The sequence below is a fragment of the Mesorhizobium sp. M1A.F.Ca.IN.020.03.2.1 genome, assembly GCF_004023205.1.
Lineage (GTDB): Bacteria > Pseudomonadota > Alphaproteobacteria > Rhizobiales > Rhizobiaceae > Mesorhizobium.
This window is the reverse complement of sequence record NZ_RZSV01000004.1, coordinates 36,693-63,451: the sequence shown is the minus strand read 5'-3', so window position 1 is coordinate 63,451 and position 26,759 is coordinate 36,693. Positions and strand designations below refer to the sequence as shown.

Below are 26,759 nucleotides of genomic sequence, written 5' to 3'. Positions count from 1 at the left end.
CCTACAGCATTGTGCCGAACATCTTGCAAGCCGCCCAAGCTGACGAACTTGTTGAAGTTCTAATATTCGACGATGGCCGAGGATCAGCCACCCACGACGGCAAAGCCCCTGGCGCGCAGGCCGCGCCGCTCGTCATGCAGCGAAGTCACCAGGCGGTCGCGGCTGCCGGCGATGTGGGCCGAGAGCAGCCGTGCCGCCTTTTCGGCGTCACCCTTTCGCACGGCAGCCAGGATGGCGTGGTGCTCGGCCCAGGCGCGGCCAAGCGCCGCCTCGTCGCGCACTTCCAGCCAACGCGCGCGGGAGAGCCTGGTCATTGCATCGCGGACTCCCCTAAGCAGGAATTCATTGCCGGAAAGCCTGGCCAGCTCGATGTGAAAATCCAGACCAACGCGGTGCCATTCCTCGCGCGGCGTACCGGCGTCGCAGGAATCGAGCATCGCCGCGATCACCTCGATCCCGCTGCGATCTTCCAGCGACGCCGTCAACCGCACCGCCGCGACCTCGACCGCCTCGCGGTAGACAGCGATCTGGCCGAGCTCGGCGAGATTGATCGGCGCCACCGTCCAGCCGCGGCCGTCACGAGCGATCAGCCCTTCGGTCTCGAGGCGCAGCAGCGCCGCCCTGACCGGGGTGCGGGAGGCGCCGAAGCGGCTTTCGATCCAACGCTCGGTCAGCCGCTCGCCCGGGCCGATCTCGAGCCCGAGGATCATTTCGCGAAGCTGCCTTTCGACATTCTGCATTTGCGACATTTGTCGTTCCGCTCTTCGGCGCCGCATTGACAGCGGCGGGGTTGAGGTTCATGACGGATACCGATCTGGTATCCCAAAACGGTATCCGGAACAACCCCGGACAACCAAGTAGGCATGACATGGCAGAAAACAGCACCCAGAGCGGCTACAATATCCATTGGCGACGCAATCTCGCCGTCTGCTTCGCCGGCTCGTTCAGCACGCTGATTGCCATGACGCTGCTGTTGCCGTTCCTGCCGCTTTATGTCGAACAGCTGGGTGCCGAAGGGCACGCGGCAATCGTGCAATGGTCAGGAGTTGCTTACGGTGCCACCTTCTTTGCGGCGGCGCTGGTCGCCCCTCTGTGGGGGCGGCTCGGCGACCGTTACGGCCGCAAGCTGATGCTGGTGCGCGCCTCGTTCGGCATGGCGATCTGCATGTCGCTGACCGGTATGGTCGAGAGCGTCTGGCAATTGGTGCTGCTGAGGCTCCTGATCGGCTTTGCCGGCGGCTACTCCTCGGGGTCGACGATATTGGTGGCCATGCAGACGCCAAAGGAGCGCTCCGGCTGGGCGCTCGGCGTGCTGTCGGCCGGCATCACGGCCGGCTCGCTTGTCGGACCGCTGCTTGGCGGCATGCTGCCGCCGGTGATCGGCATCCGCGCCACCTTCCTGTTGTCGGGCGCTGTCATCTTTCTCGCTTTTCTGGCCACGACTTTCCTGATCAAGGAAAACCCGCCGGCTCCCAAACCTGTCTCGTCGGCAAAGCCGAAGAGCGGCTGGGCACAGATTCCCGACAAGCGTCCGGTCGTCGCGATGCTGACGACCGGCATGCTGCTCGCCTTTGCAACCATGTCGATCGAGCCGATCATCACGGTCTATGTGCAGCAGCTCGTCGCGGACCAGAGCAAGGTGACGATGGTCGCGGGCGTGGTGATGTCGGCGGCCGCGCTTGGAACCATCCTGTCCTCGTCGTGGCTGGGCAAGCTTGCCGATCGGGTCGGCCACTGGAACGTGGTCGTCGGCGCGCTCGCCGTTTCGGCCCTGCTGCTTGTCCCGCAAGCTTTCGTCACCGACGGCTGGCAGCTGATCGGGTTGCGCTTCCTGATGGGGCTGGCGCTGGGCGGCCTCCTGCCCTGCATCACCAGCGTCATCCGTCACAACATCCCCGACGGCGTCGGCGGCAATGTGCTCGGACTATCGATCTCGGCGCAGTATGTCGGCCAGGTCGCGGGACCGCTCGCCGGCGGCTTCGTCGGCGGCCATTTCGGCATGCGGGCGGTGTTCTTGGGCACATCGGTGCTGATGGCGCTGGGGGCGGTCTATAACTGGATTGTCCAGACGCGGCGCGCACGGCATATGCTGCTCGAGGCCGGCGAATCCTGAGCCGCGCGCGATCGAAGACGGAGCATCGAAATGAGTCTTGCCGGGCAACCATCAGACGGCGGCAGCCGCATCCTCGTGCTGGCAGGCGGTCTCGTCGGCGCGGCAGGGGTGGCGCTGTCGGCGGCGGCCGCGCATCGCGGCGGCGCCTTCACCGGCACGGCCGCATCCTTCCTGCTGATGCATGCGCCGGTCTTCCTCGCCATCGGTCTTATCGGCGGCAGCCGGTATCTCAGGATCGCAAGCCTGGCGCTGCTTGTCGGCCTGCTGCTGTTCTCGGTCGATCTTCTCGCCCGGGATTTCCTCGGTTCGCGGCTGTTTCCGATGTCGGCGCCGATCGGCGGCACGCTGCTTATCGTCGGCTGGCTGGCGATTGCGATCTCGGCGCAGTGGCGCCCAGGGCCCTAGATCCGCCTTGCCATTGCTGAGGCTCGTCGGAAAATGGGCCGCGACTACCGCCCTCCCCGACGCAGCCGCCGCTTGCGCGACGCCGGCTCCGCCGCGCGCCGCCGTTCCGGCCGGTCGGTTGGCCGCGAGATGCCCCAGTAGTTGCGATAGATGTCCTCGAAGAGATGGCTGATGGGATGCATGACTTACTTCCTTGAATTGAATCGATCCAATAGACCGACGCGAAAAAGACGGCTGCTCAGGCGCGCTTGCGCTCCACGATGAAGCGGGGCTGACGCTTCCACGGGCCTGTCTTGCCGCGGCGCCGCTCACTCTGCTCGGCTGAAGCAATGCCCCAATCGTTGCGGTAGACGTCCTCGAACAAAAAGTTGACCGGATGCACGGCACCCTCCTTCTCGAATCTTGCTTCATGTCAAGAGACTTGGATCGATTCAATCATAACCCCTGCACCGCCGTAGTCAAGCGAAAATTTGAATCGATCCAATAAAAGTAGTAAGTGGACCGTCAGACTTTCCGCGTCCATGTTCGACATGCGACCGGATTCGGAGAACAGACATGGCATCACTTATCGAAGGCCAGGCACGCCCCATCCGGCTGGCGGATATTGCCAAGGCGGCGGGCGTCTCGCATGGGACGGCCTCCAATGTCTTCAGTCGCCCGGAGGTCGTGCGCGCCGAGGTGCGCGAGCGGGTCAGGGCGGTGGCGGAGGCGATGGGTTACGCCGGGCCTGATCCGAAAGGCCGCCTGCTGCGCGCCGGCAAGGTCAATGCCATCGGCGTCGGCACGACCGAGCCCCTTTCCTACTTCTTCGAGGATCCCTTCGCCCGCGTCATGATGGCGGGCATTTCCGAGGCCTGCGACGCCACCGGCGCCGGGATCGCATTGGTTTCGGCGGCCAACCAGGAGAAGCTCGCCTGGAACATCCAGAGCGCGCTGGTCGACGGTTTCATCCTGTTCTGCATCGAAGGTGGCTCGCGTCTCGTCGAGCTGACGCGCGAACGCAGGCTGCCCTTCGTGGCGTTGGAGCTCGGCTTTCACGACGAGACGATCTCGGCGATCGGCGTCGACAACATCGCCGGCGGACGGCTCGCCGCGCGGCATCTTGCCGAACTCGGACATCGCCGTTTCGCCGTGCTGTCGCTTACTCTCGGTGATGACCGCACCGGCTTCGTCACACCCGAAATGGTCCACTCGGCCGTCTACACGGGAACGCGCGACCGTCTGGCCGGCTATTTCGAGGAACTGTCCGGCTTCGGTGTCGACACGAAGAGCATCCCGGTCTTCGAGACCGAGAACGAGCAAAGGAGCACCTGGGCGGGGCTCGAAGCGATCTTTGCCGGCGGCGAGCGGCCGACCGCCATCCTGGCAATGTCGGACAGGATGGCCATGATCGCCATCGACTGGCTGACTGCGCGCGGTCTGAAAGTGCCGGAAGACGTTTCCGTTGTCGGCTTCGACGGCGTGCCCGACGGCGCGCTCTGCGACCCGCCGCTGACCACCATCGCGCAGCCGATCACCGAGATCGGCCGGCGGGCCGCGCGCATGATCCTCGACTATGACGGCGCCGTGCGGCGCGAGACGATGGGCGTTGAGCTCGTCGTTAGGGCCTCGACGGGCCCTGCTCCCATATCCTAGAATCACATCTCAATATCCGCCGACCCGCGCCGGCATGGGCGGCGCAGCGAACCCGGTGCGCGCCGGCTCCGCACGCGCCGGTTTGATGCGGGTCGGGCCGAGACCGGCGAGCCATTCGAGATAGAGCGCCAGTGCGAACTGCATGGCGATGCCGGCAGCGATCAGCAACGTGTCATAGGCGAGGCCGCCCGGATTGATCAGCTTGAGCACCTGAGCGGCCATGGCAATCAGCGTGCCGGCAACGAAGACGGGCAGCGAACGCTTGCCGAGGATCGCCAGCGGATTGTCGGGCTTGGCGCGGAAAAGGTTCGATACGGCCGGCAGGGCGACTACCAGATAGCTGACGGCCAAGATATGCAGCAGCCGCGGCAGCGACAGGAAGGTCTTGTCGAAGCCGCCGATCACCACCGGCAGATTGAACCAGGTGATCTGCCCCCAGAGTGGGCTGTGCACCCAGATCGCCGCGCCCACCACATAGACGCCGGCGAAACCCACCAGCCACCGGTTTACGGGGATGGTGCCGCCGCGCTTGATATGCAGCATGGCGGCAAGGCCGATGTTGAACAGAAACTGCCAGGACAGCGGGTTCAAGAACCAGAGACCCGGCTCGGGATAATTCGGCGGAGCGATCTGCCAGATGCCGGCGACCAGCCACAGCAGCCCGGATACCGTCAGTGCCGCCACGGGCCTGTAGCTAACGAACAGAACGAAGGCCGGCGCCGCCAGAAGCAGCGCCGCATAGACCGGCAGGATGTTGTTGTAGCCGAGCTGATGGCCGAGGGTGACGATGCCGAAAAGCACCTCCGGCGTGTCCTTCATCAGCGGCTCGATGTTGATCATCTTCAACAGCTCCGGGCGGTGGGCGAACACGGCCGTGGCGGAAAACAGGGCGATCACCAGCATGGTGATGACGATGTGGGTGACGTAGAGCACGCCGGCGCGCCGCCACATCTTGAGGGTCGCCAGCAGCCTGCCCCCCGGCTTGAACTTGGTGCCATAGGCGAGCGCCACCGAGATGCCGGAGATCAAAACGAAGGCCTCTGCCGCATCGGAAAAGCCGAGGTTCTTGTAGGTCAGATTTTCGAAGACGGTACCCGGCACGTGGTCGACGAAAATGGTGAGCAAGGCGAGCGCGCGCAGCACATCGATACGCGTATCGCGTTGAGAAACAGGGATGGTCATCGACAAAAGGCCTCAGAGCTGGTGTTTCATGTCCAGCAATGCGACCCCCGACGCACCGCTTCGATTCCTCCCGTTCGGGAGTGTATCGGCGCAGAAACGGCCCGAAATGCGCCAGGTTCAATCAACTTTCGCGGAGCTTGAAAACATTCCGTTTTGAAGCCGGCAAATCAGCGAAATCACCGTAGAATCAAAAGGATCTGATCATGTCCGAACATGACAGCAAAAACAGCGAGCTGCAGCATGATCTGCCCTTTTCCTATCGTCTGATCAGACCGGAAAATGCGAGCGGCGGATGCCTTTTCGTGCTGCATGGATCGGGCGTGGACGAAACGACACTTTTGCCGCTGGCGAGGCAGATCGCGCCGCGCGCGGTGGTTGTCGCAGCACGCGGCCGCATCCGCCAGGAGGACGGTTTTCGCTGGTTCGAGCGAATCACGCCGATCAGCTTCGAGCAGTCGAGCATCCGCGCGGAGACGGCCGCTTTCGCCCAATTCGCAGTGGAAGCCGCACGGCTCCACCAGCTTGATCTCACCCGCGCGACCTTCCTGGGTTACTCAAACGGCGCCAATCTGGTTTCCACGCTGATGCTGCTTCATCCGGGCCTGGTCAGGCAGGCGGCGCTGCTCAGGGCGATGCCGGTGCTCGACGATGCGCCGGCGACGAACCTTGCCGGAACGCGGGTGCTGATCATCGCCGGCGCGGCCGACCAGACCTACGGCCCGTTCGCGCCAGCCTTGGTGACGCTCTTCAGCCAGCGCCGTGCCGAGGTCGATGCGCGCATCGTCGCCTCCGGCCATGAGTTCGGCGAAGCGGATGCCGCGATCGCCCGGCAGTGGCTTGCCGCGACCTCGACGCCGGCCGCCTGACTAGACATAGACGCTGCTGCCAAGGCTAGCCCTGCCCCATACGGTTCCAGGCATCCAGCCCGGCGATCTTGTAGGCTTCGGCCAGCGTCGGATAGTTGAAGGTGTTGTTGACGAAGAAGTCAACCGTGCCGCCGAGATTGATCACCGCCTGGCCGATATGGATGAGCTCGGTCGCACCCTCGCCGACGATATGGGCGCCGAGCAGGCGGCGCGTGTCGACCGAGAACAGGAGTTTCAGGAAACCTGAGTTGACGCCCATGATGTGGCCGCGCGAGGTTTCCCGGAAGCGCGCCACGCCGACCTCATAGGCGATCCCGCTCTCGCGCACCTGCTCCTCGGACTGGCCGACGGTGGAGATTTCCGGCACGGCGTAGATGCCGTAAGGAAACGTTTCCGGCGGCGGCGGCAGCGCCACGCCGAAGGCATGGCAGGCAGCCACCCTGCCCTGCTCCATCGAGGTCGAGGCCAGACTCGGAAAGCCGATGACGTCGCCGGTGGCATAGATATTGGGCGCGCTGGTCTGAAATGTCTGGGGATCGACCTTGATGCGGCCGCGGCTGTCGGCCTCGATGCCGACCATGTCGAGCCCGAGGCTGCCAAGATTGCCGCTGCGGCCTGCAGCGTAAAGCACGATTTCGGAGCGGATGGTGCGGCCGTCGGCAAGGGTCACTTCGGCATGATCGGGCTTGGAGGCGATTTCTTTTACCGTGCTGCCGAGGCGAATGGTCATGCCGCGGTCGCGCATCTGATGGATGAAGTCGTCGACGATTTCGCGATCGACGAAATCGAGGATGGTGTTGCGCGGCTCGACCAGCGTCACCGGCACGTCGAGCGCCGAAAAGATGGTCGCGTATTCGACGCCGATGACGCCGGCGCCGATGACGGTCAGCGTTCGCGGCAACCGGTTAAGTTCCAGCATCTCGTCGCTGTCGAAGACGCGTGTCTTGTCGAACGGCACGTCGCGCGGGCGGTGCGGCCTGGTGCCGACCGCGATCAGCGCATTGGCGAAACCGATCTCGCTGTAGTCGCCATTGTCGGTGGTCAGGCTGACCTTGTTGGCGCCGATGAACTTGGCCGTGGCCCGCGCGCTTTTGACCGCGTTGCGCATGAACTGATGCTGCAGCACCTCGACTTCGTGATCGAGCGTCTTGTGCAGGCGCTCGACGAGGTCGCTGACCGAAATATCCTGCTTGACCCGGTAGCCGCGCCCGTAGAAGCCGCGCTCGCGCCAGCCGGAGAGATTGAGCACGGTTTCGCGCAGCGTCTTGGATGGAATGGTGCCGGTGTGCACGGAGACGCCGCCGAGACGCCGGCCTCTATCGACGACCAAAACCGACTTGCCGAGCTTGGCCGACTGCACCGCGGCGCGGCGCCCGGAGGGCCGCTGCCGATGACCAACATGTCGTAATCCATATTCCCCATCCCCTCGGCGTCTTTTTGCGCCGCAGCAGGCTAACGCGATCCGCGCCTGGAATTCAATCGCCGCAGCGCCGCTCGCCACAGCCTGCCGCGCCGGCGTCACGAGCAGTCCATCTTGATTCCGCCATCGGCTTTCACCATTTCAGAGGCGAATGGCCGAGACTTATTTCCGGCCTGTTGCGAGGGCATGACACATGAACACGCGCGTGCTGGACGGCGAGATTATCACCACAAGGCTCGAGGATACACGCGCCTACCGCGGCGTGCGCACCAGGCGCGTCTTCGCCTTCATCCTCGACTATTTCTTCGTGGCGCTGCTCACCATCCCCTTCGCCATATTGGTCGCCCTACTCGGGCTTTTGACCTTCGGCCTGGGCTGGGCCCTGTTCTCCGTCCTGCTTCCGGCGGTTGCCATCCTCTATATCTGGAACACGCTGGGCAGCCGCGACCAGGCCACAGCCGGCATGAAGATCATGGGCATCCGGCTTGAGAGGCTCGACGGCACGCGCATCGACGGCCTGACCGCCGTCGTGCATTCGGTGCTGTTCTGGGCCGGCAACGTCACCCTGACGCCGCTGGTGCTGCTGGTCACGCTGTTTTCCGATCGCAAGCGCACGCTGCACGACCTGCTTCTCGGCACCGTCGTCACCCGCACCGATAGCTGACGCTATGTGCGGCCGCCCTCGCCGCGCCGGTTGTGCTAGATTATGAACAGCTTGGGCCGGCCGAGACAGCACAATCCTGTTGAATTTTTCGCCGGCCGGGCCAAAGGTAGGGCGATTCGCAGGAGCGTGTCCAAGAATCGATGACGCAGCATCCGACCCAGTCGCCGCAGTTCTTCCTGACCGCGCCGTCCCCGTGCCCCTATCTGGAGGGCCAGTTCGAGCGCAAGGTGTTCACGCACCTTGTCGGCGACAAGGCGCCCGAGATGAACGATCTGCTCACTCAAGGCGGCTTCCGGCGTTCCCAGAACATCGCCTACCGACCGGCCTGCGAATCCTGCCGCGCCTGCGTTTCGGTGCGCATCCTGGCGCAGGAGTTCACCGCCAGCCGCAACATGCGCCGTGTCACCCAGCGCAATGCCGACCTCATCGGCGCCATGCACGACGCGCAGCCTTCCACCGAGCAATATTCGCTGTTTCGCGCCTATCTCGACGCGCGCCATCGCCGCGGCGGGATGTCCGACATGACAGTGCTCGACTATGCGATGATGGTCGAGGACACGCATGTCGACACCAAGATCATCGAATACCGGCGCCGCGGCCCCGACACCTTCATCACCGGCAAGGGCCAGGGTGAATTGATTGCGGTGGCGCTGACCGACAAGATGGCCGACGGCCTGTCGATGGTCTATTCCTACTTCAATCCCGATTTCGAGGACCGCTCGCTCGGCACCTTCATGATCCTCGATCACATCGCCCGCGCCAAGGCGATGGGACTGCCCCACGTCTATCTCGGCTACTGGGTCAACGGCTCGCGCAAGATGAGCTATAAGATGCGTTTCATGCCGCAGGAGCATCTCGGTCCGAAAGGCTGGGAACGCTACGACCACGAAGCGGTCATTCGCTGACGTTTTTCCAAAGCCCGTTCTTAAACTGTTTCAAGGGGCAGGAAGCTGGTGTTTCCGCCACTCGCTGGAAGAGTGCGCCATCGATCCAGCCGCCGCCTGCAAATCATTGCGAGACCAATCATGTCTTCCCACCACGACCATCAGAAAGGCCTGCTGATCACCGCGATCGGCGGCCTGGTGCTCACCTTCGACATTCCCCTGATCCGGCTCGCGGATGGCAGCCCGTGGACCATCATGGCGCTGCGGACCGGGACAACGCTCGTCGCCACCCTGTTGATTTGGGTCGTCTGGCGAGCGGTGCGCGGCAACGTGCCGAAGCTCATCCCCGGCTGGTCGGGCCTGGCGGCGGCGATCTGCTACGGCCTGACTTCGATCACCTTCGTCACCGCCGTCTATCATACCTCGACCGCCGACCTCGTCTTCATCCTGGCCTTCAACACCGTCTTCGCGGCGCTGCTCTCCTGGCTGTTCCTCAGAGAACGACCGCGGCTGAGCACCGTGATCGCAATGCTGGCGATGATCGTCGGCGTGCTGATCATCGTCGGCGGTTCGGTCGGCACCGGAAAACTGTTCGGCGATTTCATGGCGCTCTGCTCGGCCTTCTTCGTCGCACTCGCCATCACCATCTCGCGCGCCAGCGGCAAGGACATGGGCTTCACCGCGCTGGTCGGCGTCGTCTTTCCGCTGGCGCTCGCCGCATTCATGGTCTCGGGTGAAGGACTGCACGTCAACGCGCCGTGGTGGATCATCTTCAACGGCGCGGTGATCATGCCGATCTCGTTCTTCTGTCTCGCCGCCGGCCCGAAATATATTTCAGGGCCGGAGGTGGCGATGTTTTACGTTCTGGAGACGGTGCTCGCGCCTGTCTGGGTCTGGCTGGTCTTTGCCGAGGCTCCGACACGAAACAGCCTGATCGGCGGCGCGATCCTGATCGTGGCGCTGGTAGCCCACTCGCTCTGGCAATTGCACGAAGGCCGCAGGCGCCGGGCGGCGCTCGCCGTCGCCTACCCGGCCTGAATTTTCCTGGTCTCAGGCGCCGTCTCGATCCGTGGCGGCCCGTTCCCTTCTTCAGCGGCAGGTGGAAGCTCATCCATCAGCTCGACCTCGCGCAGCCATTCGCGCCAGATGGCGACGAGCAGCGCCATCAGTACAGGGCCTATGAAGAGGCCGAGGAAGCCCATCGTCTTGACGCCGCCGATCAGGCCGAAAAAGGTCGGCAGGAAAGGCAGCTTGATCGGCCCGCCGACCAGCTTCGGGCGCAGCGTCTTGTCGACGATGAAAAGCTCGACCGCGCCCCAGACGAACAGCGCAAGGCCCGCAAACAACTTGCCGCTGGCGGCGAGGTAGATCGACACCAGCGTGAAGGAGAGCGGCGCGCCGCCCGGGATCAGCGCCATGATGCCGGTAAGCGCCCCGAGCGTGACCGGCGACGGCACGCCGGCCAGCCAATAGGCGACGCCCAGCACCACGCCCTCGCCGATGGCGATGACGGTCATGCCGGTGACGGTCGATGAAATGGTAGCCGGCACGACGCGCGAGATGCGCTCCCAGCGCGTCGGCAGGATGCGCTCGCCGAGGCGATCAACCTGCGCCGCGAAGCCCTCGCCGTCGCGATAGGCAAAGAACAGCGCGATCAGCATGAAAAGCAGCGTGAGCAGCAGCCCGAAGGCGCTGCCGCCGGCGGCCAGCGCGCCGCGATAGATGGTGCCGATGTTGGAGCCGCTGACCATCTGGATCAATTCGCCGATGCCGCCGGGATGGCCGAGATTGGCCGTCCACTGCTGGTTCAGCCATTCGCCGACGACCGGCATGGTGGCGATCCATTGGGGCGTGGCAGAGCCGTGGCGGTTGGTCTCGATCGCCCAGACCACCCACTCGCGAAGCTCGTTGATGGCGTAAGTGCCGGCGAGCGCTATCGGCACCACCAGGAAGGTCAGAATGAACAGGATCGCGAGGGTCGCGGCGATCGTGCGGTTGCCGCCGACCCCGGCGAGCAGCCGGCGGTAGAGCGGCCAGCTGGCGAAGGCGATGACGAGCGCCGCCAGCACCGGGAACAGGAAGCCGTGGAAGAAATAGACGCCGGCGGCGACGATCAGCACCAGGAGCCAGCGCGCCGCCGACAGCGGCGGGATGACGGCAGCCCTCAGCGGCGCCGACAGACCGAACAGGCGCTGCCCTGGTTTCTGGATCTCAGCCCGCTTCAACGCGGCGGTTCTCCCCTGCCAGCTCGATGGTTGCTTATGCACCATCATAGTGCAGCAATCGTGACGATAGTCCAAATGTTTGCGCCTAGCCTCCTCCCCGTGAGGGAGAAGGTGGATCGGCACGTAGCGCCGAGACGGATAAAGGATGTTCCAGCGGAGCGAGACCTCTGCGTTCCTTGGAACACGCTCATCCGTCGCCTTCGGCGACACCTTCTCCCACACGGGGAGAAGAGGGAGCCCCGCTACCCGAACTTGCCCGTCCTCGGGAAACCCTTCGGCACCATGCGACCGGCGGCTGCACGGGCGCCGATCCACTCGGCCAATTCCTCGCGCGACTTGGTGAAGGTGCGGTCGGCCGAATCCTGCCAGGTCAGCCCCGCTGCAATCGTGAAGGTCTTAAGGTCCAGCACGCCGCCGTCCTTGTATTTCTGCAGGCGCACACCCTTGCCTCGCGCCATTTCCGGGATTTCAGACAGCGGGAAGATCAGCATCTTGCGATTCTCGCCGACGATGGCGAGATGGTCGCCGGCAACCGGAATGCAGCGTTTGGCCTCGTCCGGCGCCTTGACGTTCATCACCTGCTTGCCCTTGCGGGTGTTGGCGATCACCTCTTCCTCGGAGACGACGAAGCCGTTGGCGTCGTATGAGACCAGAAGCAGCCTGCGCTTCGGGTCGTGCACAAAGGCGGTGACGATGTCCTGGTCGTTTTCCATGTCGACGATGATGCGGATCGGCTCGCCATGGCCGCGCCCGCCCGGCAGCCGGTCGGCGCCGATGGTGTAGAACTTGCCGCCGGTGGTGAAGACCAGGATCTTGTCGGTCGTCTGCGCGTGGAAGGCGAGCTTCAGGCTGTCGCCTTCCTTGAAGGCAAGCTGCGAATAGTCGGTCAGGTGACCCTTCATCGCGCGGAGCCAGCCCTTTTCCGAAACCACGACGGTGACAGGCTCGCGCTCGATCATGGCGTGCGCGATATCGGTGAGGTCATGCTCGGGCGCGTCGGCGAACTGGGTGCGGCGTTTGCCGAGCTCGGTCTCCGGACCGAACTTCTTACGAACCTCAGCGACTTCCCACTTGATCGTCGCCCATTGCTTGGCGTCGGAGGCAAGCAATGCCTCGATCTGCTTCTTCTCCTCGGTAAGGCCGTCGAACTCCTTGCGGATTTCGATCTCTTCCAGCTTGCGCAGGGCGCGCAGCCGCATGTTCAGGATGGCTTCGGCCTGATTGTCGGTGAGCGACCAGCGGGCCATCATCACCTGCTTGGGCTCGTCCTCCTCGCGGATGATCCTGATCACCTCGTCGATGTTCAAATAGGCGATCAGATAGCCGGCCAGGATTTCCAGCCGCTTCTCGATCTCGCCCAGCCGATATCTCGAGCGGCGGATCAGCACGTCGCGGCGGTGATCGAGCCATTCCTTCAGCACGCCCTTCAGCGACAGGACGTTCGGCACCTTGCCGCGCGACAGCACGTTCATGTTGAGCGGGAAGCGGCTTTCGAGCTCGGTCAGCTTGAACAGCGATTCCATCAGGATGCCTGGATCGACGCTGCGGCTCTTCGGCACCAGCACGATACGGATATCCTCGGCGCTTTCGTCGCGGACGTCCTCGAGCAGCGGCAGCTTGCGCGCCATCAGGAGCTCGGCGATCTTCTCGATCAGCCTGGCCTTCTGGACGCCATAGGGGATCTCCGTGACGACGATGCTCCAGGTGCCCCTGCCCTGGTCCTCCTGGCTCCATCTGGAGCGCACGCGGAAACCGCCGCGGCCGCTCTCATAGGCTTCGAGGATCGAGGCGCGGCTATCGACGATGATGCCGCCGGTCGGGAAATCCGGCCCTTGGACGAAATCCATCAGCTTCGCCACCGGCGCGTCCGGATGCTCGATCAGATGAAGTGCCGCGTCGCAAAGCTCGGCGGCGTTGTGCGGCGGGATCGAGGTCGCCATGCCGACCGCAATCCCGGACGAGCCGTTGGCGAGCAGGTTCGGGAAGGCGCCGGGAAGAACGGAGGGTTCCTCGTCCTCCTCATTATAGGTCGGCCGGAAGTCGACGGCGTCCTCGGTGATGCCGGCAAGCAGCTCGGTCGCCACCTCCGTCATGCGCGCCTCGGTGTAGCGCATGGCGGCGGCGTTATCGCCGTCGATATTGCCGAAATTGCCCTGCCCGTCGACCAGCGGGTAGCGCATCGAGAATTCCTGCGCGAGCCGCACCAGCGCGTCGTAGATCGACTGGTCGCCATGCGGATGGAACTTACCCATCACCTCGCCGACGATGCGGGCGCATTTGGCGAAGCCCTGATCCGGGTTGAGCCGCAAGAGCCGCATGGCATGCATGATGCGGCGATGGACCGGCTTCAGTCCGTCCCGCACATCCGGCAGCGCCCGGTGCATGATGGTCGACAGCGCATAGGCGAGATAGCGCTTCTCGAGCGCTTCCTTCAGATCGACCGGTTCGATGTTGTCGCCGCCGCCACTGTCTTCAGGCGGCAAATGCCTTTTGCCCATGGATTTGGACTAGCCGAGCGGGTGATTCGCGGCAAGCGCCGGGTTGGCAGTCGGCGGATTCGTCGCAAATGGCGACGTGAAGGATTTCACGGAAGCGGCAAGTTGAACATTCCAGTTTGCCCATTCTGCAACCGGCCCCGGCAGCAAGCGGGCTAACCGGCCAACATCAATCTGTTACATGCGCCCTCTATCTGGGCAGGCAACGCGCCGGCGCAGGAGAGCCGCGGTCTTCATGACAAATTCACCGCATCATGCAATGCGTGCCGGCCGGGTTTGCTTTTCATCGCCGTTTTCGACAAATGTGCCGGGAAACGCCTTGTTCCCGACCCGTTCGTCGCGGAATGGTGATGGAGTAGAATTCAAAAACACTTTTCAGGACAGGGAACTCGCCATGAAAATTCAACGCTCAATGCTCAAGAAACTGGCTTTTTCAACCATTCTGCTGGCCCTGCCGCTCAACACCGCCTTCGCCGCCGATCCGGCGGTGGCCGACCGCGTCAAGGCGGCCCTTGCCGCCCAGGGCGTCGACATTTCCTGGACCGGCGTCTCCGGCGACAATTCGAACGCGGTGCTGCAGGGCGTGTCCATCAAGCCGGCAGCCGAGAAGGAAGCCCTGCCGATCGGCGACGTGAAGCTGGAGGGCATCACCGAGGCCAATGGCGGCTTCGAGATCGCGACCGTCTCGAGCTCGGCATTCGAGCGCAGCCAGGACGGCGTGACGCTCAACCTCAGCCCCGTTGTCATTCACGGCATGAAGGTGCCGGCCGAAGGCAGCACCGACCCGCTCGGCTCGCTGATGATGTACAAGTCGGCCGAGCTCTCCAACATGACCGTCAAGGTCGGCGACAAGACGGCCTTCTCGATGGACGGGCTGGCCGTCCAGATCACCCCGCCGGCCGACGGCAAGGCGATGGACTTCACCGCCAACACGGAAAAGTTCAACGCCGACCTGACACTGGTCGAGGACCCGAAGTCGAAGGAGGCGATCCAAGCGCTCGGCTACCAGAATATCTCCGGTACGGTCTCGATGGCCGGCACCTGGCAGCCCAGCGACGGCAAGATGGAGCTGTCGAAATACGACATCTCGGTCGAGAATGCCGGCACGCTCGGCATGACCTTCAATCTCGGCGGCTACACCCTCGACTTCATCAAGTCGATGCAGGAGATGCAAAAGAAGTTCGCCGCACAGCCGGAGGGTGCCGACAATTCCGCGCAGGGCATGGCCATGCTCGGCCTCTTGCAGCAGCTGTCCTTCAACGGCGCCTCGGTGCGCTTCGACGACGATTCGCTGACCGGCAAGGTGCTCGACTATGTCGGCAAGCAGCAGGGCATGTCCGGCAAGGACGTCGCCAACCAGGCCAAGGCGATCGTGCCGTTCGGCATGGCGCAGCTCAACAATCCCGAACTGACGGCCGAGGTATCGGCCGCGGTCAACAAGTTCCTCGACGACCCCAAGAGCCTAGAGATCTCGGCCGAACCGCCGGCGTCGGTGCCGTTCGCGCTGATCATGGCCGGCGCCATGTCCAACCCGCTCGACCTGCCGAAGACGCTGGGCGTGAAGGTCAAGGCGAACGAGGACTGATCGGGGGCGCCTCGCACCTGCCAGCATTATCCAACGGCGGTTCGGATGATCCGGATCGCCGTTTTCCTACGATCAGGGCCTGACCTCCTCGACGAAGGCGTTCGTCGCTCTTTACAAAGAGTATGTCGGACCACACCGGCCCGCCGTGACCCTCCTCGGGGTCTCGGGTTTGGCATTCCCGCAGCAATTGGTTGAAATCCGGGCGGTTGCCCACACGCTCTGACCCAATCCTTGAGAAAATGGCTCTGGGAGCGATGGCCAGCCGCCAATCGCTCCCGGGGCCACCATCGATTCAGGATGAGCCCCCGCGTCAGTCCTTCTTCGCGACGGCGACGCGCAGCGACAGCTCCCGAAGCTGCTGCGGGGTGGCCTCCGAAGGGGCGTTCATCAGCAGGTCATAGGCCTGCTGGTTCATCGGGAACATGGTCACCTCGCGCAGGTTCTTGGCGCCGACCAAAAGCATGACGATGCGGTCGATGCCGGCCGCCATGCCGCCATGCGGCGGCGCGCCATACTGGAAGGCGCGGTAGAGGCCGCCGAAGCGCTCCTCGACCGTCTGGCGATCGAGGCCGACCATCTCGAAGGCCTTGACCATGGTCTCCGGCAGGTGGTTGCGGATGCCGCCGGAAGCGATCTCGAAACCGTTGCAGACCATGTCGTATTGGAACGCCTTGATGCCCAGCGGCTCCTGACCGCCGAGCGCGTCGATGCCGCCCTGCGGCATGGAGAACGGATTGTGGGCGAAGTCGATCTTCTTCTCGTCCTCGTTCCATTCGAAGAACGGGAAGTCGACGATCCAGCAGAGCTCGAAGCGATCGCGGTCGACGAGGTTCAATTCCTCGCCGGCGCGGGTGCGCGCGGCGCCCGCGAAGGAAACGAACTTCTTCGGGTCGCCGGCGACGAAGAAGGCGGCATCGCCATCGGCAAGGCCAAGCTGCTGGCGCACCGCCTCGGTGCGTTCCTCACCGATGTTCTTGGCGATCGGTCCGGCGCCTTCGAGCTTGTCGCCCTCCTTGCGCCAGAAGATGTATCCGAGGCCTGGCTGGCCCTCGCCCTGCGCCCAGGAGTTCATGCGATCGCAGAAGGCGCGGCTGCCGCCGGTCTTGGCGGGGATAGCCCAGACTTCGGCCTTCGGATCGTTGGCCAGGATGTTGGCGAAGACCTTGAAGCCGGAATCGCGGAAATGATCCGAGACCGCCTGCATCTCGATCGGGTTGCGCAGGTCCGGCTTGTCGGTGCCGTAGGTCCGCATCGCCTCGTCGAAGGGAATGCGGCGGAATTGCTGAGTCACCGGCTTGCCGGCGGCAAAGGTCTCGAAGACGCCGCGAAGCACCGGCTCCATGGTGGAGAGCACGTCATCCTGCTCGACGAAGCTCATCTCGAGGTCGAGCTGGTAGAACTCGCCGGGCAGGCGGTCGGCGCGCGGATCCTCGTCACGGAAGCAGGGCGCGATCTGGAAGTAGCGGTCGAAGCCGGAGACCATGATCAGCTGCTTGTACTGCTGCGGCGCCTGCGGCAGGGCATAGAAGGTGCCGGGATGGATGCGCGACGGCACCAGGAAGTCGCGCGCGCCTTCGGGCGACGAGGCGGTCAGGATCGGCGTCGAGAATTCGGTGAAACCGACCTCGCCCATGCGCTTGCGCATCTCGGCGATGATCTTGGTGCGCGCAACGATGTTCCTGTGCAGCGTCTCGCGGCGCAGGTCGAGGAAGCGGTATTTCAGGCGGATGTCCTCGGGGTATTCAGGCTCGCCGAACACCGGCAGCGGCAGCTCCTTGGCCGCCGAGAGCACTTCGATCTCGCGCGCGAAAATCTCGATCTCGCCAGTCGGCAAATTGGCGTTGACGGTCTCCGGCAGGCGCGCCTTGACCTCGCCGTCGATGCGGATCACCCATTCGCCGCGCACCGTCTCGGCGACCTTGAAGGCCGGCGAGTCCGGGTCGGCGACGATCTGGGTCAGGCCGTAATGGTCGCGCAGATCGATGAAGAGCAGCCCGCCATGGTCGCGCACGCGATGCACCCAGCCGGACAGGCGGACCGAATTGCCGACGTCGGTCTTTCTCAATTGGGCACAGGTGTGGCTGCGGTAACGATGCATTGTCATTGGTGGAGTCCGGAATTGCGGGCGAAAGCCCGGCTCGAAAATTGGCGCGAAAAGCGCATGAGAGGCCGGCTTTGTCAAGGCAAGCGGTCACACGCAGGCGCGGTGCCCCAGGTCAGGCAAAGTGGATTTCGGCACCCAGGCGCTCGAAATCGGCAAGGATGGGTGAAGGCGCCGTCTTGTCCACCACCAGATGGCTTATCGCGTCGGGCGCGGCGACGCGATAAGGCGCCGCGGTGGCGAGCTTGTCGTTGGTGACGACGATCACGATGCCGGCGCTATTCCCGGCCATGGCGCGCTTGACCTCCGCTTCCGCCGAATCGAAGGCGGTGACGCCACGCGAGGCATCGAGGCCGCAGGAGCCAAGGAAGAACAGATCGGCGCCAAGCTGCGCCACGGCGGCCAGCGTATCGCCGCCGACACAGGTGCCGAGGTCGCGGACATACCTGCCGCCCAGCACAAACAGCTCGACCAGGGGCAGATCGGCGAGTGCCGATGCGACGCCCGGCGAATTGGTAGCGACCGTCAGCTCTGGAGCGCGGGCTTCTTCGGCGCCGGGCTGTTCGGCGGCGCCATGGCGCATCTCGGCCTGTCGCCGCAGCTGCATCTGGCGCTGGTGGTGCCGATGGTGACCATTGCAACGGCCCTGTTTCTCGGCGGCTTCGAGCCGGCGCCCGCCCGCTTCGCCAGCTCCGGCGACAAGGCGCCGATGTTCGCGCGGCCGACATTGCCGATCCTGGTCCTGGTCGCCGTGACGCTTTCGGCGATGCTCCTCGAAGGCGCCAGCATCGACTGGTCGGCGATCTACATGCGCACCGTCTTCGACTCCGGCCCCTTCGTCGCCGGGCTTGACCGTGGCGCTGTTTGCCTTCTCGCAGGCAACCACACGCCTTTTCGCCGACTCCTTCGTCGACCGCCACTCGCCAAGCGGGGTCGCGCGCGTGCTCTTGGCAGCGATGGCGGCCGGCGTGCTCATCGTCTTCTTCTCGCCGCTGCCGGCCGTTTCGATGTTTGGCTTTGCCCTGTTGGGCATCGGCAGCAGCGCCCTCTTCCCGCTGGCGATCTCCGCCGCCGCGCAACGGACGGATCGCCCGGCGGCGATCAACGTCGCGGCGCTCTCACAGATTTCCTTCATCGCTTTCCTGCTCGGCCCGCCGCTGCTCGGCTTCGTATCGGACCATTGGGGCATCCGCTCCGCCTATGGCATCGGCATCCCCTTCATCGCGCTCAGCCTGCTGACGGTAGGTTCACTTGGCCGGAGGCCGGCCGTGGAGAACATCCATGCGTTTCCGGGCAAGACACCTGCTACGGTCGAGCTGGAGATAGAAATACGGGCCGGCAAGGCTTAGGACACCCCTACCCCAATTGGCAGCCCATCTCCTCGGCCGGGTGCAAGGATGTGAAGTTGCATTTGCGGCTGGCGTTGACAGGATCTATGGTCCAAGAAGAGGTCACAGATCCGTGATTGCCTCTCTTTAATGTCGTCCATCCGTCCGCTTATTCCGCTCCTGATTGCCGCCGGCATCCTGCTTGGCGGCAACGGGCTGCAGGGCACGCTGATTGCCTTGCGCGGCGCGCAGGAAGGCTTTTCCGCTTCCGATATCGGCCTGATGGGCACGTTCTATTTCGCCGGTTTCCTGCTCGGCTGCCTAGCCGTCACGCGTATCCTGAAGGCGGTCGGCCACGTCCGGACTTTTGCCGCGCTGGCCGCGATCGCCTCGGTCGGCACGCTGCTTCTGGTGCTCGTCATCGACCCCGTCATGTGGTGCGCGGTGCGCTTTGCCGGCGGCTTCTGCTTTGCCGGCCTGTTCACCGTCATGGAAGCCTGGCTGAATTCCGGCGTCGGCAACAAGGATCGCGCGCGGGTGCTTGCCATATATCGCATGGTCGACATCGGCTCCGTTACCGGCGCGCAATTCCTGATTCCGATCTTCGGCGCCGGCGGTTTCGCCATCTTCGCCGTCATGTCGATGATGATCACCTTTTCGCTGGTGCCGGTCTCGCTCGGGGACCGCTCGAACCCGGCGCCTCCGGAAGACGTCAAGCTCGACCTGCCGCGCGTCTGGCGGATCTCGCCGCTCGGCTCGATCGGCTGCATCGCCGTCGGCCTCACAAACAGCGCCTTTCGCACGCTGTCGCCGGTCTATGCCGAGGAGATCGGCATGTCGGTTGCCGATGTCGTGACCTTCGTCAGCGTCGGCATTTTTGGAGGCGCCCTCATCCAATATCCGCTTGGCTATCTCTCCGACCGCCGAGACCGGCGCTCGGTGCTGTTGGCGACGACGTGCTGCGCATTGCTTGCTGCGCTGGCGCTGGCCTTCGTGGCGCGCGCCGACCCGTTCCTCAACTTCATCATCGTTTTCATCTTCGGCAGCTTCGCCATGCCGCTCTATTCACTATCGGCCGCGCATGCCAACGACCGCGCCGGCAAAGGTGAGTTCGTGCTGATCAACGCGGCGTTGATGCTGTTCTACTCCTTCGGCGCGATCGGCGGTCCGATTGCGGCCTCGGCGGTGATGCAACATTTCGGGCCGAGCGCGCTGTTCGTTTTCAACGCCCTCGTCTATGCCGTTCTCATCATTGTGATCCTCTACCGCATGCAGGTGCGGTCGAGTGTGCCGGCCGGCAGCCGCAGCCGCTTCACCGCGCTTTTGCGCACGTCGACGCTATTCGCGCGGCTGGCGCGGCGGGGTGGCGATTCAGACAAGCAGGATTAGGCGTTTCAGCGTTTCGCGGACACGCCGAACCGCTCTATCTCTTTGATTTTACGCAATTACGGACGGAAAACTGTTCGTCACTTTTCCTGGAATTGCTCTAACTGCGGCTTGACGAAAGCGCTTGCGGCTGAAATTGAAGAGGCCTGATATGATGCCAAAAGCGAATTGATGCACGTCATCACCACCCAGAAAGAACTCGAGAGCGTCATCGCGGCGTTCGAAAAGTCCGAATTCGTAACCGTCGACACCGAATTCATCCGCGAAACGACCTTCTGGCCGATCCTCTGCCTCATCCAGATGGCCGCGCCAGGCGTGACGGCGCTGATCGATCCGCTTTCGCCCGACATCGACCTCAAACCCTTCTTCCGGCTGATGGCCAACGAAGCGGTGGTCAAGGTTTTTCACGCCGCACGCCAGGACATCGAAATCATCGTTCATCTGGGCGACCTGGTGCCGCATCCGGTGTTCGACACGCAGGTGGCGGCCATGGTCTGCGGCTTCGGCGACAGCGTCTCCTACGATCAGCTGGTGCAGCGCATCACCGGCGCGCGGCTCGACAAATCCTCGCGTTTCACCGACTGGCGGCACCGGCCGCTCTCCGACAAGCAACTCGAATACGCGCTCGCCGACGTCACCCACCTGATCAAGGTATATGAGCACCTCAGCGCCGAGCTGAAGCGCGAGGACCGCGCCCACTGGCTCAACGAGGAGATGGACGTCCTCACCTCGCGCCAGACCTACGATCCGCATCCGGAGGATGCCTGGAAGCGGCTGAAGATGCGGCTGCGCAAGCCGCAGGAGCTGGCGATCGTGCAGGCGGTGGCGGCATGGCGCGAACGCGAGGCGCGCGAGCGCGACGTGCCGCGCGGCCGCGTGCTCAAGGACGATGCGATCTACGAAATCGCGCAACAGGCGCCGCGCGACGCGACTGCGTTGGGGCGGCTGCGGACGACGCCGAAGGGCTGGGAGCGTTCGGCGACGGCAACCGCGCTGCTCAGCGCCGTCAACACCGCCCTTTCCCTTCCGAAGGAAGCGATGCCCAAGCTGCCGAAGACGTTCCAGCCGCCGGAGGGCTCGAGCGCTGCGGCGGAACTGCTCAAGGTGCTGCTCAGGATCGTCGCCGAGAAGGAAGGCGTCGCCTCCAAGGTGCTCGCCTCCAGCGACGACATCGACCGCATCGCCGCCGAGGGCGATGCCGCCGACGTGCCGGCGTTGCAAGGCTGGCGGCGTGCCGTGTTCGGCGAGCAGGCGCTTAGACTGGTGCGCGGCGAGATCGGCATCAAGTTCGACAAGCGCAGGATAGCGGTGTTCGACCTCTAAAGCGCGTCGCGCTGAAACGGTTTCCGGCAACGTGCTTCAAATACTTGAGTTGATGGCGTGTCGTTGTCCCAGAACCGCGCACACTTCTGAGCGACAAGCATCAGTCTACACCGCCCCAAGCAGGTGCAGCGCGAACCAGATCCAGGCGACGAGAAGAATGCCCGCGCCCAGGAAGAAGGCGCGGCTGCGGTGCAGCAGATAGTTTCTGGTGAGATGCACCCAGGCATGCACATAGCGCGTGACGACGAAGAGCCACATCAGCGTCAGCGTCAGGTAATTCACGCCATTGGTAACGAACAGCGCCAAGCATAGCACGTGAAAGAGGACCGGCAGCTCGAACTGGTTGATGAGGTTGTTGGCGACGGTAACGCTTGAGGCCGGCTCGGTCGAGCGGACCTTGTACTGGCTGATCTTGGCCTCGCCGGACTTCACGGCAAGATAACGCCGCTTCAGCATTACCAGATAGACGATGTAGACCAGCAGCACCTGCGCCAGCATCGGCCAGAAGATGGCGGTCTGGTTCATCTTGCCCCTACCGTTTAACGCCGCCGCTGCCCGGCAAGCGCCAGGACCGCAACGACCGCGAAGGGGATCGCCAGAAGCGTGAACTTTGTCACGGTCAGCGACGAGGCGAAGGCCAGCGAGTCGGGATTGGCCGACTGGAAATCCGACAAAAGCCGCGCCACGGCGAAGTTCTGCGCGTAGTCGGCGATCGTATAGGGCAACACCAGGACCAGTGCCGACAGCGCCTTCAATTGCGCGGGCATGGAGCGGAAAGTGCTCAGCCGCCTGCCGAAGGCCAGGATCAGGCTGAGCAAGGTGAGCGACAGCAGCGCCGGGAAGAGCAGATCAAACGTCAGATAATGCCAAACGATGATGATCTCGCTGCCGCGCCGGCCGAGCGCCGTCAGCCATGCCATGCCCTCATCCGGCGTGAAGCCGGTAACACGCATGTCGAGCGAAGGAAGCCCGCCGCTCAGGTGGCGGAAATAAAAGAACTCGAGCGCCGTCATGGCGATGAAGATCGCCGCGGACCCAATCGAGAGCGCCGCCGCGTGACGCGACAGGCGCAACACCGTGACGATCAGGTTGCGCCATAGTCCCAAGCGATCCGGCCGCTCGTCTGCCTGATCAAAGTCCGCCCGGATAGTTCGGGCTTTCGCGGGTGATCGTGACGTCATGGGCGTGGCTTTCACGAAGTCCGGCGTTTGATATGCGCACAAAGGTGGCGCGTTCGCGGAACTCGGCAAGATCGCGCCCACCGACATAACCCATAGCGGCTTTCAGGCCGCCCGCAAGCTGGTGCAGCACGCCAGCCACAGGTCCTTTGTAGGGAACCTGTCCTTCGATGCCCTCCGGAACCAGTTTCAAGGTGTCGCGCACCTCGGCCTGGAAGTAGCGATCGGCCGAGCCACGCGCCATGGCGCCGACCGAACCCATGCCGCGATAAGCCTTGAAGGAGCGGCCCTGGTGCAGATAGACCTCGCCCGGGCTCTCGTCGGTGCCGGCAAGCAGCGAGCCGATCATGGCGGCACTTGCGCCGGCGGCGAGCGCCTTGGCGAGATCGCCCGAATATTTGATGCCGCCATCGGCGATGACGCTTACGCCCGACTTCTCAGCCGTCTCCACCGCCGACATGATCGCCGACAGCTGCGGCACGCCGACGCCGGCGACGATGCGGGTGGTGCAGATCGAGCCGGGGCCGATACCGACTTTGACGGCGTCGGCGCCGGCATCGATCAGCGCCTGCGTGCCCTCGGCGGTGGCCACGTTGCCGGCCAGGATGCGCACCGAATTGGAGAGCTTCTTCGCCCGCGTCACCGCGTCCAGCACGCGCTGCGAATGGCCGTGCGCGGTGTCGATGACCAGAAGGTCGACGCCGGCATCGATCAGGCGCTCGGCGCGCTCGAAGCCGTCGTCGCCGACGCTGGTGGCGGCCGCGGCGCGCAGCCGCCCCTGAGCGTCCTTGGTGGCGTGCGGGTTGAGCTGCGACTTCTCGATATCCTTGACGGTGATCAGGCCGACGCAATTGCCCTTGCGGTCGACCACCACCAGCTTCTCGATGCGATGCTTGTGCAACAGGCGCTTGGCCTCGTCCTGGTCGACATTCTCTTTCACCGTGATCAGGTTCTCACGGGTCATCAATTCGTAGACCTTCTGCGACGGATCGGAGGCGAAGCGCACGTCGCGGTTGGTGAGGATCCCGACCAGCCGGCCGACCGTATGACCGCCGGTGCCGCCGTTCTCGACCACCGGAATGCCGGAAATGCCATGAGCGCGCATCAGTGCCAGGGCGTCGGCGAGCGTGGCGTCGGGGCCGATGGTAACGGGATTGACCACCATGCCGGATTCGAACTTCTTCACCTGCCTGACCTGCTCGGCCTGCTCGGCCGGCGAGAAATTGCGGTGGATGACGCCGATGCCGCCGGCTTGCGCCATGGCGATCGCCAGCCTCGCTTCGGTGACCGTGTCCATGGCGGCCGAGAGGATCGGCACGTTGAGATCGATGTCGCTGGCAATGCGGGTGCGGATGTCGGTCTGGCCGGGCATGACCTCGGAATGGCCGGGCTGCAACAGCACGTCGTCGAAGGTCAGCGCCAGCGCGCCGGTGGACGTCTCGATGATTTTTGCCATGGCCAGTCCTTTTTGAATGCGGAAAAGGCGCTGGGCCGAAATGGCCAGCGCCGACTCTCATCTTCCCTTTCAGGATTGGCGCTGGCTGGTAACACGTCCCGCAGGAGATGAAAAGCCGATCGTTGCGAGACGCTTCAGGTTCCTATTCCGCACCTAGGAGAGCATCCAGCAGAGCGTGCCGCGGCGATGCAAAAGGATTGACGACGGTTACACCGCCCCAGGTAAAGCCATCCTGCAGATCTTCCGACAGGAGTAGCCGGCAACCCGTTTGCGAAGCAGTCGAAAGAATGACAGCATCCCAGATGCCGAAACGCTGGTCTGCCGCAAGATCGACAGCCTTCATCATCACTTCCGGCGTCGTTCCGGCAACCGCGAAGGCGTCGCTCCAGCTAAGCAGCTTATCCCGAGCTTCCTGGGAATGTCTTCCAGCCTTGCGGACGAGAACATTGAACAGTTCGCCCAGCACCTGGACCGGAATGACTGCGGCCTCTCGTGGAACGTTGCGTAGCAGTTCGATAACGACGTCGCGCTTCTCCGCGTTGTTAACGCCCTCAGCATAGGCCAGGACGTTGGTGTCGATGGCGACCTTCACCGATCGTCCTCATAAAGTTCATCGCGGGTCCAGTGTCCGGCATTGAGTATCGGCTGCCGTTCGAGGCGCGACAGCAATGCTGCGTGCGAGCGGGAGGCCACGTCCTCGTGCTTCTGCGCAGGCACGATCCGCGCCACCGGCCGCCCATGGGTGGTCACGACGTAGCTGTGGCCCTCGCGTACATCACGCAGGATGTGGGAGAACCTGCGATTGGCATCGGCTGCCGAAACGGTTTCGTCCATGGCTGCACCTAACCTGTAGTTATTCTCACTACAATAACGACAGAGGCTCTGTTTATCAAGCGGCGCGCACGATGATTCCCAGCGAGGGTTGCGGTCGCACAAAAGTGACCGCAAATTAATGCGACATCCGGGCCAATTGGTGGTACCGCCCCGGCGTGCCGGCTCGCCCCCAAAGCCAGGCCCGGAATCGCGAAGTCAAATCAGGGCGTTCCCTTGAACCGCATCATCCCGCTCATCCTGGCGGTCGCTCTTTTCATGGAGAACATGGATTCGACCGTGATCGCGACCTCGCTGCCGGCAATCGCCATTGACATCCACACCAGCCCAATCGCGCTGAAGCTGGCGCTGACGGCCTATCTCGTGTCGCTGGCAATCTTCATTCCGATCAGCGGCTGGATGGCGGACCGGTTCGGGGCCAAGAAGGTGTTTCGCGCCGCGATCGCCGTCTTCATTGCCGGCTCGGTCGCCTGCGCCTTCTCCAATTCGCTGCCGGCCTTCGTGGTGTCGCGTTTCCTGCAAGGCATGGGCGGCGCCATGATGACGCCGGTCGGGCGCCTGGTGCTGGTGCGCGCGACGCCGAAGAGCGAGCTGGTCGCGGCGATGTCATGGCTGACGGTGCCGGCGCTGGTCGGGCCGTTGGTCGGCCCGCCGATCGGCGGCTTCATCACCACCTATTTCACTTGGCACTGGATCTTTTTGATCAACGTGCCGATCGGGCTTTTGGGCATCTGGCTTGCCACCCGCTATTTGCCGGAAACCGACCCCGCCAAAACGCCGCCGCTCGACTTCCCGGGCTTCGTGCTCAGCGGCCTCGCGGCGTCCGGCATCGTCTTCGGCCTCTCGGTGGTCAGCCTCCCCGCTTTGCCGCCGATCGCCGGCTTCATTACCGTTGCCGTCGGCCTGGTTTCGGGCGTGCTTTATCTGCTGCATGCTCGGCGCGCCAGGAACCCGCTGTTGGCGCTGGAGCTCTTCAGAAACCAGGTGTTCCGCTCCTCCGTGCTCGGCGGCTCGCTGTTCCGCATCGGCATCGGCGCGGTGCCTTTCCTGCTGCCGCTGATGTTCCAGATCGGCTTCGGGCTGACGCCATTCCAGTCCGGTATGATCACCTTCGTCTCCGCGGTCGGCGCCATCGGCATGAAGTTCGTCACCGCGCTGCTCTTCAGGCTCGCCGGGTTCCGGCGGGTGCTGGTCTGGGGATCGCTGATCGCCGCCGGCTCGATTGCCATCTACGGCCTTTTCACCCCCGCAACCCCCTATGCACTGATGCTCGCGATCCTTTTGGTCGGCGGCTTCATCCGCTCGATGTTCTTCACCGGCGTCAACGCGCTGTCCTACGCCGAAGTATCGACCGCCGACACCAGCAAGGCGACGCCGATCGTTGCCGTGTTCCAGCAGTTGTCGATCGCGCTCGGCGTGGCGCTGGCCGGCGGCATCCTCGAAGTGTCGACTTCGATCCATGGCGGCCCGCTGACGCTTGGCGATTTCCACATCGCCTTCTTCATCGTCGCGGCGGTTTCGGCGGTGGCATCGCTGACCTTCATGCGGCTGGCGCCGGACGCCGGCAATGCGGTGTCGGGACATGGCAAATTGACGACGCCGAAGACGCTGGAGGCGGTGGGGACCGCGGGGAAATGAGCGCCACCTTTCCCTTCTCTCCTGACAAGGGGAGAAGGTTAGGC

Annotated in this window: 25 protein-coding genes and 1 pseudogene; 12 read left to right on the top strand and 14 right to left on the bottom strand. The window is 63.9% G+C overall.

The window, feature by feature from the left end; all coding sequences use genetic code 11:
- Positions 1–83: 83 nt before the first annotated feature.
- A complete protein-coding gene (locus EOA79_RS01635) occupies positions 84–749 on the bottom strand; it encodes a GntR family transcriptional regulator (protein ID WP_067330206.1) in 666 nt (221 codons plus the stop codon).
- A 119-nt stretch (positions 750–868) separates the two neighbouring features.
- Here EOA79_RS01635 and EOA79_RS01630 point away from each other — a divergent pair, with 119 nt between their 5' ends.
- Complete coding sequence (locus tag EOA79_RS01630) at positions 869–2,113, top strand: multidrug efflux MFS transporter (RefSeq protein WP_095824747.1); 1,245 nt, start codon at positions 869–871, stop codon at positions 2,111–2,113.
- Between the two features lie 30 nt (positions 2,114–2,143).
- Complete coding sequence (locus tag EOA79_RS01625) at positions 2,144–2,518, top strand: DUF423 domain-containing protein (RefSeq protein WP_095824748.1); 375 nt, start codon at positions 2,144–2,146, stop codon at positions 2,516–2,518.
- A 44-nt stretch (positions 2,519–2,562) separates the two neighbouring features.
- Here the strand turns inward: EOA79_RS01625 and EOA79_RS32575 are convergent, their stop codons facing one another.
- On the bottom strand, positions 2,563–2,700 hold the full coding sequence (locus tag EOA79_RS32575; protein WP_095801262.1) for a hypothetical protein: 138 nt from the start codon (positions 2,698–2,700) through the stop codon (positions 2,563–2,565).
- 56 nt (positions 2,701–2,756) lie between these two features.
- Positions 2,757–2,900, bottom strand: coding sequence for a hypothetical protein (locus EOA79_RS32570; RefSeq protein ID WP_082954112.1), 144 nt, complete (start codon positions 2,898–2,900; stop codon positions 2,757–2,759).
- Between the two features lie 173 nt (positions 2,901–3,073).
- Here EOA79_RS32570 and EOA79_RS01620 point away from each other — a divergent pair, with 173 nt between their 5' ends.
- Positions 3,074–4,153, top strand: coding sequence for a substrate-binding domain-containing protein (locus EOA79_RS01620; RefSeq protein WP_095824749.1), 1,080 nt, complete (start codon positions 3,074–3,076; stop codon positions 4,151–4,153).
- 9 nt (positions 4,154–4,162) lie between these two features.
- Here EOA79_RS01620 and opgC read toward each other — a convergent pair whose 3' ends face one another.
- The gene (gene opgC / locus EOA79_RS01615) at positions 4,163–5,335 is read right to left on the bottom strand and encodes an OpgC domain-containing protein (protein WP_067330202.1); all 1,173 of its coding nucleotides are present in this window, start codon (positions 5,333–5,335) and stop codon (positions 4,163–4,165) included.
- 203 nt (positions 5,336–5,538) lie between these two features.
- Between opgC and EOA79_RS01610 the strand changes: the two genes are divergently transcribed.
- Positions 5,539–6,201 (top strand): alpha/beta hydrolase, encoded by a 663-nt coding sequence (locus EOA79_RS01610; protein WP_095824750.1) that lies wholly within the window; start codon positions 5,539–5,541, stop codon positions 6,199–6,201.
- 25 nt (positions 6,202–6,226) lie between these two features.
- Here EOA79_RS01610 and sthA read toward each other — a convergent pair.
- Positions 6,227–7,614 (bottom strand): annotated as a pseudogene (gene sthA / locus EOA79_RS01605) (Si-specific NAD(P)(+) transhydrogenase).
- Between the two features lie 200 nt (positions 7,615–7,814).
- Between sthA and EOA79_RS01600 the strand changes: the two are divergent.
- From EOA79_RS01600 to EOA79_RS01590, 3 genes are all read left to right on the top strand, one after another.
- Positions 7,815–8,285 (top strand): RDD family protein, encoded by a 471-nt coding sequence (locus EOA79_RS01600; RefSeq protein WP_095824751.1) that lies wholly within the window; start codon positions 7,815–7,817, stop codon positions 8,283–8,285.
- Between the two features lie 140 nt (positions 8,286–8,425).
- Positions 8,426–9,190, top strand: a complete 765-nt coding sequence (locus tag EOA79_RS01595) for an arginyltransferase (RefSeq protein ID WP_095815147.1) — start codon at positions 8,426–8,428, stop codon at positions 9,188–9,190.
- Positions 9,191–9,310: 120 nt separating this feature from the next.
- Positions 9,311–10,207 (top strand): DMT family transporter, encoded by an 897-nt coding sequence (locus tag EOA79_RS01590; protein ID WP_095824752.1) that lies wholly within the window; start codon positions 9,311–9,313, stop codon positions 10,205–10,207.
- On the opposite strand, the gene EOA79_RS01585 is transcribed toward EOA79_RS01590, so the two are convergent.
- Entirely contained in the window at positions 10,195–11,394 is a 1,200-nt protein-coding gene (locus EOA79_RS01585) for an AI-2E family transporter (RefSeq protein ID WP_067329987.1), read from the bottom strand. The two genes, EOA79_RS01590 and EOA79_RS01585, sit on opposite strands and share 13 nt — an antisense overlap.
- Positions 11,395–11,636: 242 nt before the next feature.
- Positions 11,637–13,892: a DNA topoisomerase IV subunit A gene (gene parC, locus EOA79_RS01580; RefSeq protein ID WP_095824753.1), complete on the bottom strand. Its 2,256-nt coding sequence runs from the start codon at positions 13,890–13,892 to the stop codon at positions 11,637–11,639.
- 391 nt (positions 13,893–14,283) lie between these two features.
- On the opposite strand from parC, the gene EOA79_RS01575 reads away from it, so the two are divergent.
- The gene (locus tag EOA79_RS01575) at positions 14,284–15,474 is read left to right on the top strand and encodes a hypothetical protein (protein ID WP_067329980.1); all 1,191 of its coding nucleotides are present in this window, start codon (positions 14,284–14,286) and stop codon (positions 15,472–15,474) included.
- A 310-nt stretch (positions 15,475–15,784) separates the two neighbouring features.
- Here EOA79_RS01575 and aspS read toward each other — a convergent pair whose 3' ends face one another.
- Both aspS and EOA79_RS33395 read right to left on the bottom strand, forming a co-directional pair.
- Positions 15,785–17,572, bottom strand: coding sequence for an aspartate--tRNA ligase (aspS, locus tag EOA79_RS01565; RefSeq protein ID WP_067329976.1), 1,788 nt, complete (start codon positions 17,570–17,572; stop codon positions 15,785–15,787).
- A gap of 118 nt (positions 17,573–17,690) precedes the next feature.
- A complete protein-coding gene (locus EOA79_RS33395) occupies positions 17,691–18,551 on the bottom strand; it encodes a DeoR/GlpR family DNA-binding transcription regulator (RefSeq protein WP_245322381.1) in 861 nt (286 codons plus the stop codon).
- On the opposite strand from EOA79_RS33395, the gene EOA79_RS33390 reads away from it, so the two are divergent.
- From EOA79_RS33390 to rnd, 3 genes are all read left to right on the top strand, one after another.
- Entirely contained in the window at positions 18,436–18,924 is a 489-nt protein-coding gene (locus EOA79_RS33390) for an MFS transporter (protein WP_245322392.1), read from the top strand. The genes EOA79_RS33395 and EOA79_RS33390 overlap by 116 nt on opposite strands.
- A gap of 129 nt (positions 18,925–19,053) precedes the next feature.
- Positions 19,054–20,292 carry an MFS transporter gene (locus EOA79_RS01550; RefSeq protein ID WP_127246928.1) on the top strand — a complete coding sequence of 413 codons (1,239 nt, stop codon included), beginning with the start codon at positions 19,054–19,056 and terminating at the stop codon, positions 20,290–20,292.
- A gap of 168 nt (positions 20,293–20,460) precedes the next feature.
- Complete coding sequence (gene rnd / locus EOA79_RS01545; RefSeq protein ID WP_067329970.1) at positions 20,461–21,612, top strand: ribonuclease D; 1,152 nt, start codon at positions 20,461–20,463, stop codon at positions 21,610–21,612.
- 105 nt (positions 21,613–21,717) lie between these two features.
- Here the strand turns inward: rnd and EOA79_RS01540 are convergent, their stop codons facing one another.
- The 5 genes from EOA79_RS01540 to EOA79_RS01520 all read right to left on the bottom strand — a co-directional run bounded on the left by EOA79_RS01540 (position 21,718) and on the right by EOA79_RS01520 (position 25,080).
- Positions 21,718–22,137 (bottom strand): MAPEG family protein, encoded by a 420-nt coding sequence (locus tag EOA79_RS01540; RefSeq protein WP_067000646.1) that lies wholly within the window; start codon positions 22,135–22,137, stop codon positions 21,718–21,720.
- Positions 22,138–22,151: 14 nt separating this feature from the next.
- Entirely contained in the window at positions 22,152–22,700 is a 549-nt protein-coding gene (locus EOA79_RS01535; RefSeq protein ID WP_245322393.1) for a hypothetical protein, read from the bottom strand.
- A gap of 43 nt (positions 22,701–22,743) precedes the next feature.
- A complete protein-coding gene (gene guaB, locus EOA79_RS01530) occupies positions 22,744–24,246 on the bottom strand; it encodes an IMP dehydrogenase (RefSeq protein ID WP_067329968.1) in 1,503 nt (500 codons plus the stop codon).
- Positions 24,247–24,388: 142 nt separating this feature from the next.
- Complete coding sequence (locus tag EOA79_RS01525; RefSeq protein WP_095824754.1) at positions 24,389–24,838, bottom strand: PIN domain-containing protein; 450 nt, start codon at positions 24,836–24,838, stop codon at positions 24,389–24,391.
- The gene (locus tag EOA79_RS01520) at positions 24,835–25,080 is read right to left on the bottom strand and encodes a type II toxin-antitoxin system prevent-host-death family antitoxin (RefSeq protein ID WP_067329962.1); all 246 of its coding nucleotides are present in this window, start codon (positions 25,078–25,080) and stop codon (positions 24,835–24,837) included. Before EOA79_RS01520 ends, EOA79_RS01525 begins: the two co-directional genes overlap by 4 nt.
- A 213-nt stretch (positions 25,081–25,293) precedes the next feature.
- On the opposite strand from EOA79_RS01520, the gene EOA79_RS01515 reads away from it, so the two are divergent.
- Positions 25,294–26,715: an MFS transporter gene (locus EOA79_RS01515; RefSeq protein ID WP_095824755.1), complete on the top strand. Its 1,422-nt coding sequence runs from the start codon at positions 25,294–25,296 to the stop codon at positions 26,713–26,715.
- The last annotated feature ends 44 nt before the right edge of the window (positions 26,716–26,759 follow it).